General features: G+C 73.0%; 12 protein-coding genes and 1 riboswitch. Of the genes, 8 read left to right on the plus strand and 4 right to left on the minus strand.

Translation table 11 applies throughout. The features are described 5' to 3' along the window. Nucleotides 1-95: 95 nt before the first annotated feature. Genes SPOPO_RS0122085 through SPOPO_RS0122100 form a run of 4 tightly spaced genes read left to right on the plus strand, consistent with a single transcriptional unit; the run spans nucleotide 96 to nucleotide 3,179 of the window. Nucleotides 96-488: a TIGR03618 family F420-dependent PPOX class oxidoreductase gene (locus tag SPOPO_RS0122085; RefSeq protein WP_019877279.1), complete on the plus strand. Its 393-nt coding sequence runs from the start codon at nucleotides 96-98 to the stop codon at nucleotides 486-488. Then, the gene (cbiE, locus tag SPOPO_RS0122090; RefSeq protein ID WP_019877281.1) at nucleotides 485-1,702 is read left to right on the plus strand and encodes a precorrin-6y C5,15-methyltransferase (decarboxylating) subunit CbiE; all 1,218 of its coding nucleotides are present in this window, start codon (nucleotides 485-487) and stop codon (nucleotides 1,700-1,702) included. The genes SPOPO_RS0122085 and cbiE overlap by 4 nt, the downstream gene beginning before the upstream one ends. Continuing rightward, nucleotides 1,699-2,442 carry a precorrin-4 C(11)-methyltransferase gene (gene cobM, locus SPOPO_RS0122095; protein WP_019877282.1) on the plus strand — a complete coding sequence of 248 codons (744 nt, stop codon included), beginning with the start codon at nucleotides 1,699-1,701 and terminating at the stop codon, nucleotides 2,440-2,442. Before cbiE ends, cobM begins: the two co-directional genes overlap by 4 nt. Then, nucleotides 2,442-3,179, plus strand: coding sequence for a cobalt-precorrin-6A reductase (locus SPOPO_RS0122100; RefSeq protein WP_019877283.1), 738 nt, complete (start codon nucleotides 2,442-2,444; stop codon nucleotides 3,177-3,179). Before cobM ends, SPOPO_RS0122100 begins: the two co-directional genes overlap by 1 nt. Here the strand turns inward: SPOPO_RS0122100 and SPOPO_RS31090 are convergent. Further along, nucleotides 3,172-4,131 carry an SDR family oxidoreductase gene (locus SPOPO_RS31090; RefSeq protein ID WP_019877284.1) on the minus strand — a complete coding sequence of 320 codons (960 nt, stop codon included), beginning with the start codon at nucleotides 4,129-4,131 and terminating at the stop codon, nucleotides 3,172-3,174. The two genes, SPOPO_RS0122100 and SPOPO_RS31090, sit on opposite strands and share 8 nt — an antisense overlap. 64 nt (nucleotides 4,132-4,195) lie before the next feature. Here SPOPO_RS31090 and SPOPO_RS0122110 point away from each other — a divergent pair, with 64 nt between their 5' ends. The 3 genes from SPOPO_RS0122110 to SPOPO_RS33175 all read left to right on the plus strand — a co-directional run bounded on the left by SPOPO_RS0122110 (nucleotide 4,196) and on the right by SPOPO_RS33175 (nucleotide 7,662). Then, on the plus strand, nucleotides 4,196-4,543 hold the full coding sequence (locus SPOPO_RS0122110; RefSeq protein ID WP_019877285.1) for a hypothetical protein: 348 nt from the start codon (nucleotides 4,196-4,198) through the stop codon (nucleotides 4,541-4,543). A gap of 120 nt (nucleotides 4,544-4,663) precedes the next feature. Further along, the gene (locus SPOPO_RS31095) at nucleotides 4,664-6,064 is read left to right on the plus strand and encodes an HNH endonuclease signature motif containing protein (RefSeq protein WP_084671433.1); all 1,401 of its coding nucleotides are present in this window, start codon (nucleotides 4,664-4,666) and stop codon (nucleotides 6,062-6,064) included. A 134-nt stretch (nucleotides 6,065-6,198) separates the two neighbouring features. Further along, nucleotides 6,199-7,662: an excalibur calcium-binding domain-containing protein gene (locus SPOPO_RS33175; RefSeq protein ID WP_019877287.1), complete on the plus strand. Its 1,464-nt coding sequence runs from the start codon at nucleotides 6,199-6,201 to the stop codon at nucleotides 7,660-7,662. Here SPOPO_RS33175 and SPOPO_RS0122125 read toward each other — a convergent pair. Genes SPOPO_RS0122125 through SPOPO_RS31105 form a run of 3 tightly spaced genes read right to left on the minus strand, consistent with a single transcriptional unit; the run spans nucleotide 7,610 to nucleotide 10,853 of the window. Continuing rightward, nucleotides 7,610-9,157, minus strand: coding sequence for a precorrin-2 C(20)-methyltransferase (locus tag SPOPO_RS0122125; protein WP_019877288.1), 1,548 nt, complete (start codon nucleotides 9,155-9,157; stop codon nucleotides 7,610-7,612). The two genes, SPOPO_RS33175 and SPOPO_RS0122125, sit on opposite strands and share 53 nt — an antisense overlap. Next, complete coding sequence (locus SPOPO_RS0122130) at nucleotides 9,154-9,783, minus strand: precorrin-8X methylmutase (RefSeq protein ID WP_019877289.1); 630 nt, start codon at nucleotides 9,781-9,783, stop codon at nucleotides 9,154-9,156. The genes SPOPO_RS0122125 and SPOPO_RS0122130 overlap by 4 nt, the downstream gene beginning before the upstream one ends. Continuing rightward, the gene (locus SPOPO_RS31105; RefSeq protein WP_019877290.1) at nucleotides 9,780-10,853 is read right to left on the minus strand and encodes a hypothetical protein; all 1,074 of its coding nucleotides are present in this window, start codon (nucleotides 10,851-10,853) and stop codon (nucleotides 9,780-9,782) included. The genes SPOPO_RS0122130 and SPOPO_RS31105 overlap by 4 nt, the downstream gene beginning before the upstream one ends. Nucleotides 10,854-10,938: 85 nt before the next feature. After that, nucleotides 10,939-11,022: riboswitch (cobalamin riboswitch) on the plus strand. Nucleotides 11,023-11,076: 54 nt separating this feature from the next. On the opposite strand from SPOPO_RS31105, the gene cobN reads away from it, so the two are divergent. After that, a complete protein-coding gene (cobN, locus tag SPOPO_RS0122140; RefSeq protein ID WP_019877292.1) occupies nucleotides 11,077-14,742 on the plus strand; it encodes a cobaltochelatase subunit CobN in 3,666 nt (1,221 codons plus the stop codon). Nucleotides 14,743-14,746 lie beyond the last annotated feature (4 nt).

Raw genomic sequence — 14,746 nt, forward strand, 5'->3', positions numbered from 1 at the left:
GAGTAACTCGACTTAGTTACTTTGCAATGGTCCCGTCGGGGCGTGTCGTAGGTTTTCGATCCGTGGAGCGAGCTCGAGTACGGAAGGCCTCTCACGTGCTGGCGATCGACGACCGCGACCTCGTCGCGTTCTGGCAGGAGCGGCACCTGTGCACGCTCACGACCCTGCGCGCCGACGGCCGACCCCACGTCGTGCCCGTGGGCGCGACGCTGGACCCCGAGGCCGGGCTCGCGCGGATCATCGCCGGCCGGACGTCCCTCAAGGTCCGCCACGTCGCCGCGGCCGGGCCCGCGGGCGCGCCGGTCGCCGTGTGCCAGGTCGACGGCCGCCGCTGGTCGACGATCGAGGGGACGGCCACGATCGGCGAGTCCCCCGAACAGGTCGAGGAGGCCTGCCGCCGGTACGCCGAGCGCTACCGCGAGCCCCGGCCCAACCCGGAGCGCATCGTGATGCTGATCCGCGTCGACCGGATCGTCGGGAACGTATGAGCACCGGGCCGGTCACGGTCGTCGGCATCGGCGCCGACGGGTGGGACGGCCTGGCCGCGACCTCGCAGGCGGCCGTTCGCGCCGCGGAGGTCGTCGTCGGCGGTCGGCGCCACCTGACCTACCTGCCGCCGGACGTGACCGCCGAGCGCGTGCCGCTGCCGACTCCCCTGGTCCCGGCGCTGCCGGGCCTGCTCGCTGCTCACGCCGGGCGGTCGCTGTGCCTGCTGGCCAGCGGCGACCCGATGTTCTTCGGGATCGGAGCGACGCTGGTCCGCGAGGCGCCCGAGGTCCGGTTGCGCGTGCTGCCGCACCCGTCGTCGGCGGCGCTGGCCTGCGCGAAGCTCGGCTGGCCGGCGGAGGACGTCGAGGTCGTGAGCGCCGTCGGACGCAACCTGGCCGCGGTGCGCGCCGTGCTGGCGCCCGGTCGGCGCCTGCTGGTGCTCTCGTCCGGCTCGCAGACGCCGGACGCGCTGGCGGCGCTGCTCGTGGACGCCGGTTACGGCGCGAGCCGTCTCGCGGTCCTGTCCCGCCTCGGTTCCCCGGACGGCACCGTCGTGACGGGCACCGCGGCGGGCTGGGACCCGCCGGCGGGCCGGATCGACGCCCTGAACCTGGTCGCGGTGGCCTGCGGGACGGACGAGGGCGCGACGCCGCTCGGCCGCGTGCCCGGCCTGCCGGACGAGGCGTACGAGCACGACGGCCAGCTGACCAAGCGCGAGATCCGCGCGGTGACGCTCGCCCGCCTGGTCCCGCTGGCCGGGCAGCTGCTCTGGGACGTCGGCGGCGGCGCGGGGAGCATCGGCATCGAGTGGCTGCGCGCGGAGCGGACGGCGCGAGCGATCGCGATCGAGGAGCGCGCCGACCGTGCCGAACGGATCGTCGCCAACGCGGCGGCCCTCGGCGTCCCGGACCTGCAGGTGGTCACCGGCGCGGCGCCGGACGCCCTCAAGGACCTGCCCGCCCCCGACGCGGTGTTCGTCGGCGGCGGCGCGACCGACCCCGGCGTGCTCGAGACGTGCTGGGATGCCCTGCGGCCCGGCGGCCGGCTGGTCGTCAACGCCGTCACGCTGCAGACCGAGGCGCTCGTCGTCGCGCGGCAGGCCGAGCTCGGTGGGGACCTCGTTCGGCTCGCGATCTCCCGCACCGCGCCGGTCGGCGGGTTCACCGTCTGGCGGCCGGCGGCTCCCGTCACGCAGTGGACGGTCGTCAAGTGACCGTGCACTTCATCGGCGCCGGCCCCGGCGCCGCGGACCTCATGACGTTGCGGGGCCGGGACCTGATCGCCGCCTCCCCCGTGTGCCTGTACGCCGGGAGTCTGGTGCCGCCGGAGGTGCTCACCTGGTGCCCGCCCGGCGCGCGCCTCGTGGACACGGCGAACCTCGACCTCGACGCGATCACCGCGGAGCTCGTGGCCGCACACGCCGCGGGTCAGGACGTGGCACGGCTGCACTCCGGGGACCCGTCGCTGTACTCGGCGATGGCCGAGCAGATGCGCCGCCTCGACGAGGCGGGCGTGCCCTACGACGTGACTCCCGGCGTCCCTGCCTACGCGGCGGCCGCCGCCGCGCTGGCGCGGGAGCTGACCGTGCCGGGCGTCGGCCAGTCGGTGCTGCTGAGCCGGATCTCGGCGGCGTCGACGCCGATGCCGCCGGGCGAGGACCTCGCCTCGCTGGCCCGGACGCGGACGACGCTCGTCCTGCACCTGGCCGTGCAGCGCATCGAGCAGGTCGTGGCCGCACTGACGCCCGAGTACGGCCCGGACGCTCCGGTCGCCGTCGTGGCCCGGGCCAGCCGGCCGGACGAACTGATCCTGCGCGGGACGCTCGCCGACATCGCGGAGACCGTCCGGGCCGCCGGGGTCGTGCGCACGGCGGTGATCATCGTGGGCAACGTCCTGACGGCGAATCAGTTCAGCGACAGCCACCTGTACTCGACCACGCGCTGCCGCTCCTGATGCGGACCGTCCTGATCCTGGGCGGCACGTCCGAGGCGCGGGCGCTGGCGGCCGCCCTGGCCGACGACGGTCGCTGGCGGGTCGTCAGTTCGCTGGCGGGGCGGGTCAGTTCCCCCGCGCTGCCGGTCGGAGAGGTGCGCATCGGTGGGTTCGGTGGTCCGGAGAAGCTGGCGGAATGGCTCACCGAGCACGACGTCGCCGCGGTCGTCGACGCCACGCATCCGTTCGCCGCGCGGATCTCGGCGTCCGCGGCCCAGGCGGCCCCGGCCGCGAGGGTGCCGCTGCTGATGCTCCGGCGTCCGGGCTGGACCGCGGGTCCGGAGGACGCGTGGCACCGGGTGCCGGACATGCCCGCCGCGGCGGCCGCGGTCGCCGCTTCGCACGGGCCTGTCCTGCTGACGACCGGGCGAGGCGGTCTCGCCGTCTTCGCCGATCTGCCGCACCGGTTCGTGATCCGGGCCGTCGACCCGCCGGATCCCCCGCTGCCGGCCGACGCGGTCGTCCTGCTCGCCCGCGGGCCCTACACGCTCGACGGCGAACGCGCGCTGCTGCGCGAGCACGGCGTCCGGACCCTCGTCACCAAGGACAGCGGCGGGGCGATGACCGCGGCGAAGCTCACCGCGGCGCGCGAGCTCGGCGTCCGGGTCGTGATGGTCGACCGGCCGCCGGCCCCCGCGGGGGTTCCGACGGTCGCCGACGCCGCCGACGTCCTCGCGTGGCTGAACGCGCTCAGCTAGGGGTCTTGTCGCCCGACTCGCTGGCTTCGGCCGAGGCGTCGTCCGCGGTCTCGGCGTCCTGGCCCCGGCGCCGCTTCTCCTTCGGCGGCTTGGGCTCCTTGACCTTCTTCGCCTTCTCCTCCTTGGCCGCCGCCTTCGCGGCGGCCTTGTCCTCGGCCGGCTTGTCCTGAGCAGCCATCAGCTCGGTCAGGAACTCGGCGAAGGTCTGGTGGCCGACGAGCCGGTCCGGGGAGAGGTGCCAGCCCTCGCGGTAGCCGGCGTAGAGCTTGCCGCGCTTACGGACCGGGACCAGCTTCCGCTTCTTGCCGACCACGTTCAGCCAGTAGGCGGTGAGGTCCTCGGCGTCGATGATCTCCGGGCCACCGACGTCGGGCAGTTGGTGCGCCTGCATCGGGGTGCAGAGGTCGACGAGCCGGTTGGCGACGTCCTCGGCCGCAATCGGCTGGTAGCTGGTGTCGGCCGGGACGAACATCCACGGCTTGCGGCTCGCGCGGCGCAGCGCGGCGTCGAGGTGCTCGTGCAGGTGCCCGACGCGGACGACCGTCCACGGCAGCTCGCTGTCGGCGAGCAGGCGCTCGATCGCGCGGCGGTCGCGGTAGGCGGCGTCCTCGATACGGTCGGCGCCGATCATCGACGGGTACACGATGTGGGGCTTGTCCGCCCGGGTCGCGGCGATCAGGAGCTGCGCCGCGGCCTCGACGTCGTGGCCCGGGACGCTCGCGCAGTGGACGACGATGCCCACGCCCTCGAGCGCCTTCGCCAGGCCGTGGCCGGTACGCAGGTCACCGACGAACCAGTCCGGCCAGTCGGGAAGCTTCGGGGTGCCGGGCTCGACACCGGGCCGGTCCTTGCGGCTGAGCACCCGGACGTCCCGGCCCGCGGCGACCAGCTTCCGGACGAGCTTGCGTCCCACGGTCCCGGTCCCGCCGGTCACCAGGATCGCCGCGCTCATCGTCCGCCTTTCCGTGCATTTGCCCGGGCCGCTGCGCACCGGGTCCACTGCGTAGTCTGCCTCCATGATCGTCGCTGGTGTCGCACGCCGCCCCTCGACCCTGGTCGCTGTCGGTCTCCTGGGAGGATTCGCAGCTGCCCAGCTGACCGGGATCCGCCCCCTGGGCGCGCTGATCTTCGCCGCCGCCGGCGCCGCCGCGGTGCCGGGCTTCCTCCGCTCCGTCGGGCGGGCCCGCACTGCCGCGCTGGGCGGCACCTACGTCGCCGCCCTCGTCGGGTCCCACCCCCTCGCTCACCTGATCGGCACCTGGCCCGCCGTCCTGACCGTCACCGCCGCCATGGCCGGGGTCTCCGAGGTGGCGCTCCGCTCCCAGCCCGATCGCCCTCGCCTCGCCGGGGGCATCACCAGGTGACGAGGGGCTCGCCCCGCGGGCTTCCGATCCCTAACGCACCGTCAGAAAGTAGTGACAGCAGAGACAAATGAGGTCTTGACAGCACTAGAACATGTGTTCGAACCCGGGTAGAATCGTGGCATGTCCGCAGGGGTGGGGACGCATCCGGCACTGGCACTGGTCGCCAGTGTCGTTGAGGACGTCCGCAAGGTCGCGGCGATGCTCACCGCGGACGAGGTCTGGACGCTCACCGACGCGGATCTGGAGCTGATGATCCGCGCGCAGTCGCAGTTGGACTCCGCGGTCGCGGCGGTCGGGGTGCGGGCGGTGCGGGAGGCCGATGTCCGCGGGCTCTCGCTGGCCGACGGGAAGATCTCGACCGCGGTCTGGCTGGGACAGAAGCTGAACCTGCACCCGGCCGAGGCACGGGCGCGGGTCAAGGACGCCGACATCCTGTCCCGCAAAGGCACCGCGACGGTGCAAGCGCTCGCCGACGGCAAGCTCAACAAAGACCAGGCCCGGGCGGTCGCGCGGAGTCTGCGCAAGATCGAACCGGTCGGCTCCGCCTCGGAACTCGCGAAAGCGGAGACGTTCCTGCTGGCCAAGGCCCACGACGCCGACCCCTCCGGGATCCTGCGCCTGGGCAAGCACATCGAAGAGGTCATCGACGAGGACGGCAAACCCCCGGCACCCGATCCTGACGACCCGGACGGCAACGCCCCCGCGGAGTCCAAGCGGGCCGCCCGGGCCCAGCGCAAGCGCTCGCTCACGCTCACCGACCTCGGGAACGGGCTGCACCGCATCCGCGGTGAACTGACCGACGAGGTCGCCGCCCTGGTCAAGACCGCCCTCGACCCCCTCGCCGCACCCCGACCCGCCGTGAACGGCCAACGGGACGAACGCTCAGCACCCCAGCGCCGCCACGACGCCCTCGGGGACGTGTTCCGCCAATTCCTCCGCTTCGGGGACCTGCCCCCGTCCCACGGCGTCCGGCCACACCTGCACGTCACCGCGAGCGTGGAGACGATGGCCGGGGACACCGGGCACCCCTTCGCGAGGACCGCGACCGGTGAAGATCTGGACATCGCCACCGTGCAGCGGATCGCCTGCGATGCCGGGATCACCCCGATCGTGGCCAACACCCTCGGGGTGCCGTTGGCGATGGGCCGCGAGGTCCGCACCGCCACCCCCGCCCAGTGGTCCGCCCTGGTCGCGCGCGACATCGGGTGCATCGGCGAGGGATGTACCCGTCCCGCCGCGTGGTGCGAAGCGCACCATATTGAGTGGTGGGACCGGGACGAGGGCCCGACCGACGTGGACAAGATGGCCCTGGTCTGCTCCCACGAACACTATCTGATCCACCATCAGGGCTGGGGCGTGCGGATGGCCGCCGACGGCCACCCAGAAATGATTCCCCCGAAGTGGGTGGACAAGGAGCAACGACCCCGACGCAACGCGCACTGGCAACTCGTCCGCGACGGGCTCAAGGTTCCACCCGAGGACCCGGATCCACCCCCACCAAATTCGCCCCGGCGCGAGTAGGCACGACCGCCCCGGAAGTCTCCACCGTTCAGCCCCTCAAGTGGCACCGAACGGACAGATCTACGCCCGCGTGGCAACCACCCGTGGTTCGCGGGCGTCCGACTCGAGCACCCGTCCGCCCGAATCGGAGACCGATGGCCCGCCGCCGCACCGCCGTGCTCGTGAGCACTCTGCTCGCCGCGTCCACCCTGACGGTCGGAGGTGCCGATTCGGCCACAGCGTCGGCCAGGACGACCCCGTTCAAGCTGCTCATGAAACTCACAGTCGCGCCGGAGACCACAACCACGGCGCCGGCCTCGATGTCGACGTGGACAAAGTCGAGCCTGAGGAAGTGCCGTGATGTCCGTGCCCACGTCCTTGCGGCCGATGCACTGGGCCGGACCCCTAAATCCTGTTCGACCCGGAGCTTGACCTGGATCGACCCGTTCACCGGCGCGAAGGTGCGCAGGGCCTCGTCCATGACGGTCGAGCGGCTCGTGCCGATTGAGGAGGCGTGGGATTCCGGAGCCTCCCGTTGGGACGCCCGAAGCCGCAACGCCTTCGCCAACGATCTGCTTTTCGATTCCACCCTCGTCGCAGTGACAGGCAAGAGCGCCGCCAAGCGGAAAGGTCGCGATCCTGCCGGTTGGCTACCCAGGTCCGCGGTCCGGTGTGATTACGTCACCCGGTGGATCAGCGTGAAGTACCGGTGGGGGCTCAGCGTCGACCGCGCCGAAGCCGACGCCTTGCTCGGTGCGCTAGGCCCCTACGACTGCACGAACCGCAAGATTCCCGCGGTCAAGCGCGCGGCCGTGACACTGACCCCCGAGCCCGTGCCGGTGCCGGTGCCGGCCGATCCCCGCTACGACACGTGTCTTGAACTCGTGACCGCAGGGCTTGGTCCTTACCTCGAAGGACGCGACGCCGAGTACGCCTGGTACCGCGATGACGATCACGACGGTGAGGCCTGTGCGAGCTACGAGAACGTGCAGTTCAGCCCGAGCAAGGACTGGCGGACCGAGCGGTACGTAACATCGACGACGCCGGCAATCACTGCTCCCGTCCGGCGACTTCTTCCGCCTCCGGGACAGGCCGGAGCGCCGCGCGGTTACCTCCACGCCCAGATCGTCGCGGGGTCGACACCGTTCTGGCACAGCGTTCACCCCACGCCGGTCACCGAGGGAGCCGGCACTGTTCGGACCGTTCAGGTGCCGCCCGGCCTCCTCACCGACGGCGCTTCATACACCCTGCGCACGTGGTCGGGCTACTCCGCCGAGCTCGCGACGACCGCGCCCCCCGACGCCATCGTGACCACCTTCAGGGTCGATACGTCACCGCCCGGAGCTGTCGAGGCAGCCGCAGTGAGTTTGGACGGTCAGCCCGTAATCACGGCCTCGTCCGCCGCGCCGGACCTCGTGGCCTTGCGGTTCACCACGAACGGCCGACCGACCGAGCGCGTCAAGACACCGCCCGGCAAGGACATTGCTCATCGCCCGTCCTTTCCGCCCGGCCTGCCGCGGTACGTCTGGATCGTGGCCGAGGATCGCGCGGGTCAGTTGAGCGCCGTCACCCAGTTCCACTTCCAGGACCCGCCGCCTGCGGATACCAGCGCGGGGTGAAGACGGCGGGGCGGCCGTCGCCCCGCTGGGTGACAGTCGTCGTGGAGCTGCCGACGATCAGCAGGCACCGCATGTCGACGGTCTCGGGGGCGAGCTCGCCGAGGGTGGTGACGACGACGTGCTCGGCGGCGCCGCCGACGTCCCGGCCGACGACGACGGGGGTTTCGGGGGCGCGATGCTCCAGCAGGATCTCCTTCGCCCGGCCGAGCTGGTGCGGGCGGGCCTTGGACCGCGGGTTGTAGACCGCGAGGACGAGATCGGCGGCCGCGATGGCGGCGAGCCGGGCCTCGATGATCTCCCACGGCTTGAGCCGGTCCGAGAGCGAGAGCACACAGAAGTCGTGGCCGAGCGGGGCGCCCACCCGGCTCGCGACGGCCTGAGCCGCCGTCAGACCGGGCAGCACGCGGACGGGGACGTCCTTGTAGCGGTCCTCCCCCGCCACCTCGAGCACGGCGGCGGCCATCGCGAAGACGCCGGGGTCGCCCGAGGAGACGACCGCGACGCGGCGACCGCGACGGGCGAGGTCGAGGGCGAACTCGGCCCGCTCGGACTCGACCTGGTTGTCGCTGGCGTGGCGCGCCTGGCGCGGGTTCGCCGGGACGCGGTCGAGGTAGGGCCCGTAGCCGACGAGGTCCTCGGCCGCGGTCAGCGCCGCCTGGGCCTGCGGAGTCAGCCACTCCCGGCCCGCGGGCCCGAGCCCGACCACGACGACCTCGCCACGGTTCTGCACCTGCTCCTGAGCCCGTTCGGAGGCCGCGAGCTCGGCGCGGGTCGCTTCGTGCACGCGGCTCGGCAGCAGCGCGACCGAGAAGTAGGGCACGGTCGCGGGGTCGACCTCGGCGAGCGGGGCGATCCGCTGCCGGTCGGTGGTGGCGCGCTCGACGTACCAGGCCTCCTCAAGGCGACCGGCGATCGCGAGCGCGTCCCGGACCCCGGCGAACGTACGGCCGAGCTTCATCACGACCGCGGAGTCCGCGGCGGCGAGCTTGCCGGCGAGGACGTCGGGCGAGAGCGTGCCCGGCAGGACCGTCAGCGTCTCCTCGCGCTCGACGAGCGGACGACCGAGCTCGGCCGCGGCGCCGGCGACGCTGGTGACGCCGGGGACCACGACCGCGGGGTACCGACCGGCCAGGCGCTTGTGCATGTGCATGTAGGAGCCGTAGAAGAACGGGTCGCCCTCGCAGAGGACGACGACGTCGCGGCCCGCGTCCAGGTGAGCGGCGAGGCGCTCGGCGGCGCCGTCGTAGAACTCCTCCAGCGCGCCGCGGTAGCCGCCGGGGTGGTCCGTCGTCTCCACCGTGACCGGGTAGAGCAGCGGCTCCTCGATCTGATTGCCCGTCATGTAGTCGCGGGCGATGGAGAGAGCGACGCTGTTGCCGTGCCGCGCGGCGTGGTAGGCGATGACGTCACCGGCGGCGATCAGGCGGGCGGCCTTGACCGTCACCAGTTCCGGGTCGCCCGGCCCGAGGCCGACGCCGTAGAGGGTTCCGGTCATTCCTGCTCACTCGCGATCGCATTGACGGCGGCGACGGCCATCGCGGACCCGCCGCGCCGGCCGTGCACGACGAGGTACTCCAGGCCGAGCGTGTTCTCCGCGAGCGCGACCTTCGACTCGGCGGCACCGATGAATCCGACGGGCAGGCCGAGGACCGCGGCGGGGCGGGGCCCGCCGTCGGCGATCAGCTCCAGCAGGCGGAACAGCGCGGTCGGAGCGTTGCCGATCGCGACGACCGCGCCCTCGACGCGGTCCCAGAGGTCGAGCGCCGCGGCGGAGCGAGTGTTGCCGATCCGCTGCGCGAGCTCGGGGACGCCGGACGCGTTGAGCGTGCAGCGGATCTCGTTGTCCGCGGGCAGCCGCTTGCGGGTGATGCCGGAGGCGACCATCTCGGCGTCGCAGTAGATCGGGGCACCGGCGAGCAGTGCCTCCCGGGCCGCCTGAACCGCGTTCGGGGAGAACGCGAGGTCCTCGACCAGGTCGGTCATCCCGCAGGAGTGGATCATCCGCACCGCGACGCGGGCGACGTCCGTCGGCAGGTGGTCCAGCCGCGCCTCGGCCCGGATCGTCGCGAACGAGCGCCGGTAGATCTCGGCCCCGTCGCGGATGTAGTCGAGTTCGGTCATGCCTGCCTCTCGGTGTGCAGCCCGAAGGCCGCGAGTGCGGCGGTCACGGTACCCACCGACTCCGGCTCCAGGTTCGGCAGCACCACACCCCGCCAAGGCGTGACCCGCAGGCCGACCGACCCGCCTTTTGGCTGGGCCTGGTGCTGCTGGGCCTGGTGCTGCTGGGCCTGGTGCGGCTGGGTCTGGTGCTGCTGGGCCTGGTCGGCGAGGGCCCGGAACGCGGCGGCGGTCAGCCGGCCGTCCCCGGCGTCGAGGACGAGGGCCGTCCGCCCGTCGGTCTGGCGGTACTCCCCCGGCTCCAGCGGCCGCGCTCCGCTCATGCATGAGCAGGGTGTCGATTTTCGGGCGTCCGGTGTCCGAATTTCGACCACCCGCTCATGCATGAGCGAATCGTCGAGGCGGGCGGCGACGCGGGCGGGCCCGTCGGCGAGCTCGGCGAGGCGCCACGCGGGTGAGTGCTGGGCGGCCCGCTCGGCGAGGAAGGCCCGGGCGGCGGCGAGGGCGAGCTCGGCCGGGGCCGTCGTCAGGCCCACCTTCGCGCCGCCGAGGCGCACGACGAACCCGTCGGGGACGGCGCTGGGAACGGAGTGGAGCGCGACGTCGGCGTCGAGCCCGGAGACGTCGAGGCTGCCGTCGTCGATCGCGAACAGGAACCGGCCCGGCAGGGCGGCCAGGTGCGGGTCGTCGCACAGCCCGTCGTCGAGGGCGGTGACGATCGGCCCGACGTCCGGCCGCTCGCGCAGGCCGGTCAGCGGCGACGCGACGATGTTGCGGACTCGGTCGTGGGTGTCGCTCGGGAGCAGCCCGGCGTTCCGCAACCGGGGCGCCAGGGCATGCTCACCGGACGGCTGCAGCCCTCTGATCTGCACGTTCGCGCGGGAGGTCAGCTCCAGAACGCCGCTGCCGAGCTCCTCCGCCGCGGCCGCGAGCACCCGCGCCTGCTCGACCGAGAGTCGCCCCCCGGGAACCCGGACCCGCGCCAGCCCCCCGTCCGCCGCCGACCACACCGACCGGACCCCGGGGCAGGCGTCGGGGCCCTCCCGGCGGACGGACGACTTCTCGGACGGCACCCGGCGATCGTACGAGCGGGCCGCAGCGGCGGACGGACCGCCGGTGGCCGTGTGCGAGAGTGGACGGCAATCGCGACGACCAGCGGAGGAAGCCGGTGCAAGCCCGGCGCCGTCCCGCGACTGTGACCGGAGACGCTTCCGCGGAAGCGTTCCCGGGAGCCAGACACTCCCGTCGTCGCCGACGCCGGCCCGGGGCGCGGACCCCGAGGGAGGAAGTACGACCGTGGCGACCCACCTGCTGCTGTCCACCTCGGACACCGACCTGCTCTCGGCTCGGTCCTCCGGGGCGGAGTACCGGCTCGCGAACCCCTCCCGGATCGAGGTCGCCGACCTGCCCGGGCTGCTCGACGGGATCGACCTGGTCGTCGTCCGGATCCTCGGCGGCTACCGCGACTGGCAGGACGGCATCGACGCCCTGCGCGCCGACGGGCGGCCGCTGATCGTCCTCGGTGGCGAGTCGCTGCCCGACGCCGACCTGATGGCGCTCTCGACGGTCCCGGCCGGCGTCGCGGCCCAGGCGCACGCCTACCTCGCCCACGGCGGCCCGGCGAACCTCGCCGAGCTCCACGCGTTCCTCTCCGACACCGTCCTGCTCACCGGCGAGGGTTTCGCTCCCCCGGCGGAGCTCCCCGACTGGGGCCACCTGGACCGCCCCCGGTCCCCCGAAAGCGCACATCCGTACGCCGATTCCGCCGAAAGCGCGTACGGATCTGCGCTTTCGGAGGGAGCGGGGGGGCGGCCCGGGGGGCGACCGCGGATCGGGATCCTCTACTACCGGGCGCACCACGTCGCGGGGAACACCGCGTTCGTCGAGGCGCTCAGCCAGGCGGTCGAAGCCCACGGGGCGACGGCGATGCCCATGTACTGCTCCTCGCTGCGGGTGCCGGACCCCGGTCTGCTCGAGCAGCTTGCGACGGCGGACGCGCTCGTCGTCACGGTTCTCGCCGCGGGCGGGCGCCGCCCGGCCGACGCGAGCGCCGGTGGTGACGACGAGGCCTGGGACGTGCAGGCCCTCGCCGCGCTCGACATCCCGATCCTGCAGGGGCTGTGCCTGACGTCCTCCCGGAAGACCTGGGCGGCCTCGGACGACGGCCTGTCCCCACTCGACACCGCCACCCAGGTCGCGGTCCCGGAGTTCGACGGCCGCCTCATCACCGTGCCGTTCTCCTTCAAGGAGATCGATGCGGACGGGCTGCCCGTCTACGTCCCGGACCCGGAGCGGTGCTCCCGCGTCGCCGGCATCGCCGTGCGGCACGCTCGGCTGCGGCACATCCCGGCCGCGGAGAAGAAGCTCGCGCTGATGCTCAGCGCCTATCCGACCAAGCACGCCCGCATCGGCAACGCCGTCGGCCTCGACACCCCGGCCAGCGTGCTCGAGCTGCTGCACGCCCTCCGCGACGCCGGTTACCAGGTCGGCGACCTCCCCGGCCTCGAGGCGCGTGACGGCGACGCCCTCATGCACGCCCTGATCGCGGCCGGCGGCCAGGACCCCGACTGGCTGACGGATGCTCAGCTCGCCGCGAACCCGGTCCGCATCCCCGGCGCGGTGTACGCGGAGTGGTTCGCCACCCTGCCGGCCGAGCTCCGCGATGCGGTGGAGGAGCACTGGGGCCCGGCGCCGGGCTCGTTGTTCGTCGACAACGGCGACATCGTGCTCGCGGCGATGGTCGCGGGCAACGTCGTGCTGATGGTCCAGCCCCCGCGCGGGTTCGGCGAGAACCCGGTCGCGATCTACCACGACCCGGACCTCCCGCCGAGCCACCACTACCTCGCGGCGTACCACTGGCTCGGCGGCCAGGATGACGCCTGCTTCGGCGCGGACGCGATGGTCCACGTCGGAAAGCACGGCAATCTCGAATGGCTGCCGGGCAAGACGGCGGCGATGTCAGCCGCCTGCGCCACCGACGCCGCGATCGGCGACCTACCCCTCATCTACCCGTTCCTCGTCAACGACCCGGGCGAGGGGACGCAGGCCAAGCGCCGGGCCCACGCGACGCTGGTCGACCACCTCGTCCCGCCGATGGCGCGCGCCGAGACCTACGGCGACATCACGCGCCTGGAGCAGCTGCTCGACGAGCACTCGAACATCGCGGCCATGGACCCGGCCAAGCTGCCCGCGATCCGCGCCCAGATCTGGACGCTGATCCAGGCCGCGAAACTCGACCACGACCTCGGGCTCTCCGACCGTCCCCACGACGCCGAGTTCGACGACTTCCTGCTCCACGTGGACGGCTGGCTCTGCGAGATCAAGGACGTCCAGATCCGCGACGGCCTCCACGTCCTCGGGCAGGTGCCGAGCGGCGAGGCCCGCATCGACCTGATCCTCGCCATGCTGAGGGCACGTCAGATGTGGGGTGGCCAGGTCGCCGCCCTTCCCGGCCTCCGGGAGGCACTCGGCCTCCCCGAGGACGGCTCCGCGACCCGCGAGCAGACCGACGCGATCGAGGCCACCGCCCGCGCCCTCGTCGCCGCGATGGACGCCGCCGGCTGGGACCCCGCCGCCGCCGCGACCGTCACCGACGACAGCCGAGTGGCGGAGATCCTGCGGTTCGCGGCGACGGAGATCGTGCCGCGGCTGGAACGGACCACCGACGAGATCGGGCACGTCCTGCACGCGCTCGACGGCGGGTACGTGCCGGCCGGGCCGAGCGGGTCGCCACTGCGCGGGCTGATCAACGTCCTCCCGACCGGGCGCAACTTCTACTCGGTCGACCCGAAGGCGGTGCCCTCCCGCCTCGCCTACGCGACCGGTGCCTCGATGGCCGACTCCCTGCTCGAGCGGTACCGCCGCGAGAACGGCGAGTGGCCGCGCTCGGTCGGGCTCTCGGTGTGGGGCACCTCGGCGATGCGGACCTCCGGGGACGACATCGGCGAGGTCCTCGCCCTGCTCGGCGTGCGCCCCGTCTGGGACGAGGCCTCGCGCCGGGTCACCGGGCTGGAGGCGATCCCGCTCGACGAGCTGACGCTGAACGGCGAGCGGCGGCCCCGCGTCGACGTGACGGTCCGCATCTCGGGCTTCTTCCGCGATGCCTTCCCGCACGTGGTCGCGATGCTGGACGACGCCGTCGCCCTCGTCGCCGGGCTCGACGAGGGTCCCGAGGACAACTACGTCCGCGCCCACGTCGACGACGACCTCGCGACCCACGGCGACCGGCGCCGCGCCACGCTGCGCGTCTTCGGTTCCAAGCCCGGTGCGTACGGCGCGGGCCTGCTCCCCCTCATCGACTCCCGCAACTGGCGCGACGACGCCGACCTCGCGGAGGTCTACGCAGTCTGGGGCGGTTACGCCTACGGCCGCGACCTCGACGGCCTGCCCGCCCGCCCGGACATGGAGACGGCCTACAAGCGCATCGCGGTCGCGGCGAAGAACGTCGACACCCGCGAGCACGACATCGCCGACTCCGACGACTACTTCCAGTACCACGGCGGCATGGTCGCGACCGTGCGCGCCCTGACGGGCAAGGCCCCAGCCGCGTACATCGGCGACTCCACCAACCCGGACGCGGTGCGCACCCGCACCCTCTCCGAGGAGACGGCCCGCATCTTCCGCGCCCGCGTGGTCAACCCGCGCTGGATCGCCGCGATGCGCCGCCACGGCTACAAGGGCGCGTTCGAACTCGCCGCCACCGTCGACTACCTCTTCGGCTACGACGCCACCGCCGGCGTCGTCGAGGACTGGATGTACGAGAAACTGACGGAGAGTTACGTCCTCGACCCGGAGCAGCGGAAGTTCTTCGCCGAGTCGAACCCTTGGGCCCTCCACGGCATCACCGAGCGACTGCTCGAGGCGGCCGACCGCGGGCTCTGGGAGAACCCCGACCCGGAGACGATGGCGGGCCTGCGGCAGGCCTACCTGGAGACCGAGGGCGACCTCGAAGCGGGAACCTGAGCAC

Origin of the sequence: Sporichthya polymorpha DSM 43042, from assembly GCF_000384115.1 — a bacterium.
Lineage (GTDB): Bacteria > Actinomycetota > Actinomycetes > Sporichthyales > Sporichthyaceae > Sporichthya > Sporichthya polymorpha.

Excerpts from the sequence above, each read along its gene's own strand:
- cbiE (WP_019877281.1), top strand. The coding sequence starts at position 485 with ATGAGCACCGGGCCGGTCACGGTCGTCGGCATCGGCGCCGACGGGTGG.
- SPOPO_RS0122100 (WP_019877283.1), top strand. The coding sequence starts at position 2,442 with ATGCGGACCGTCCTGATCCTGGGCGGCACGTCCGAGGCGCGGGCGCTG.
- SPOPO_RS31090 (WP_019877284.1), bottom strand. The coding sequence starts at position 4,131 with ATGAGCGCGGCGATCCTGGTGACCGGCGGGACCGGGACCGTGGGACGC.
- SPOPO_RS0122110 (WP_019877285.1), top strand. The coding sequence starts at position 4,196 with ATGATCGTCGCTGGTGTCGCACGCCGCCCCTCGACCCTGGTCGCTGTC.
- SPOPO_RS31095 (WP_084671433.1), top strand. The coding sequence starts at position 4,664 with ATGTCCGCAGGGGTGGGGACGCATCCGGCACTGGCACTGGTCGCCAGT.
- SPOPO_RS33175 (WP_019877287.1), top strand. The coding sequence starts at position 6,199 with ATGGCCCGCCGCCGCACCGCCGTGCTCGTGAGCACTCTGCTCGCCGCG.
- SPOPO_RS0122125 (WP_019877288.1), bottom strand. The coding sequence starts at position 9,157 with ATGACCGGAACCCTCTACGGCGTCGGCCTCGGGCCGGGCGACCCGGAA.
- SPOPO_RS0122130 (WP_019877289.1), bottom strand. The coding sequence starts at position 9,783 with ATGACCGAACTCGACTACATCCGCGACGGGGCCGAGATCTACCGGCGC.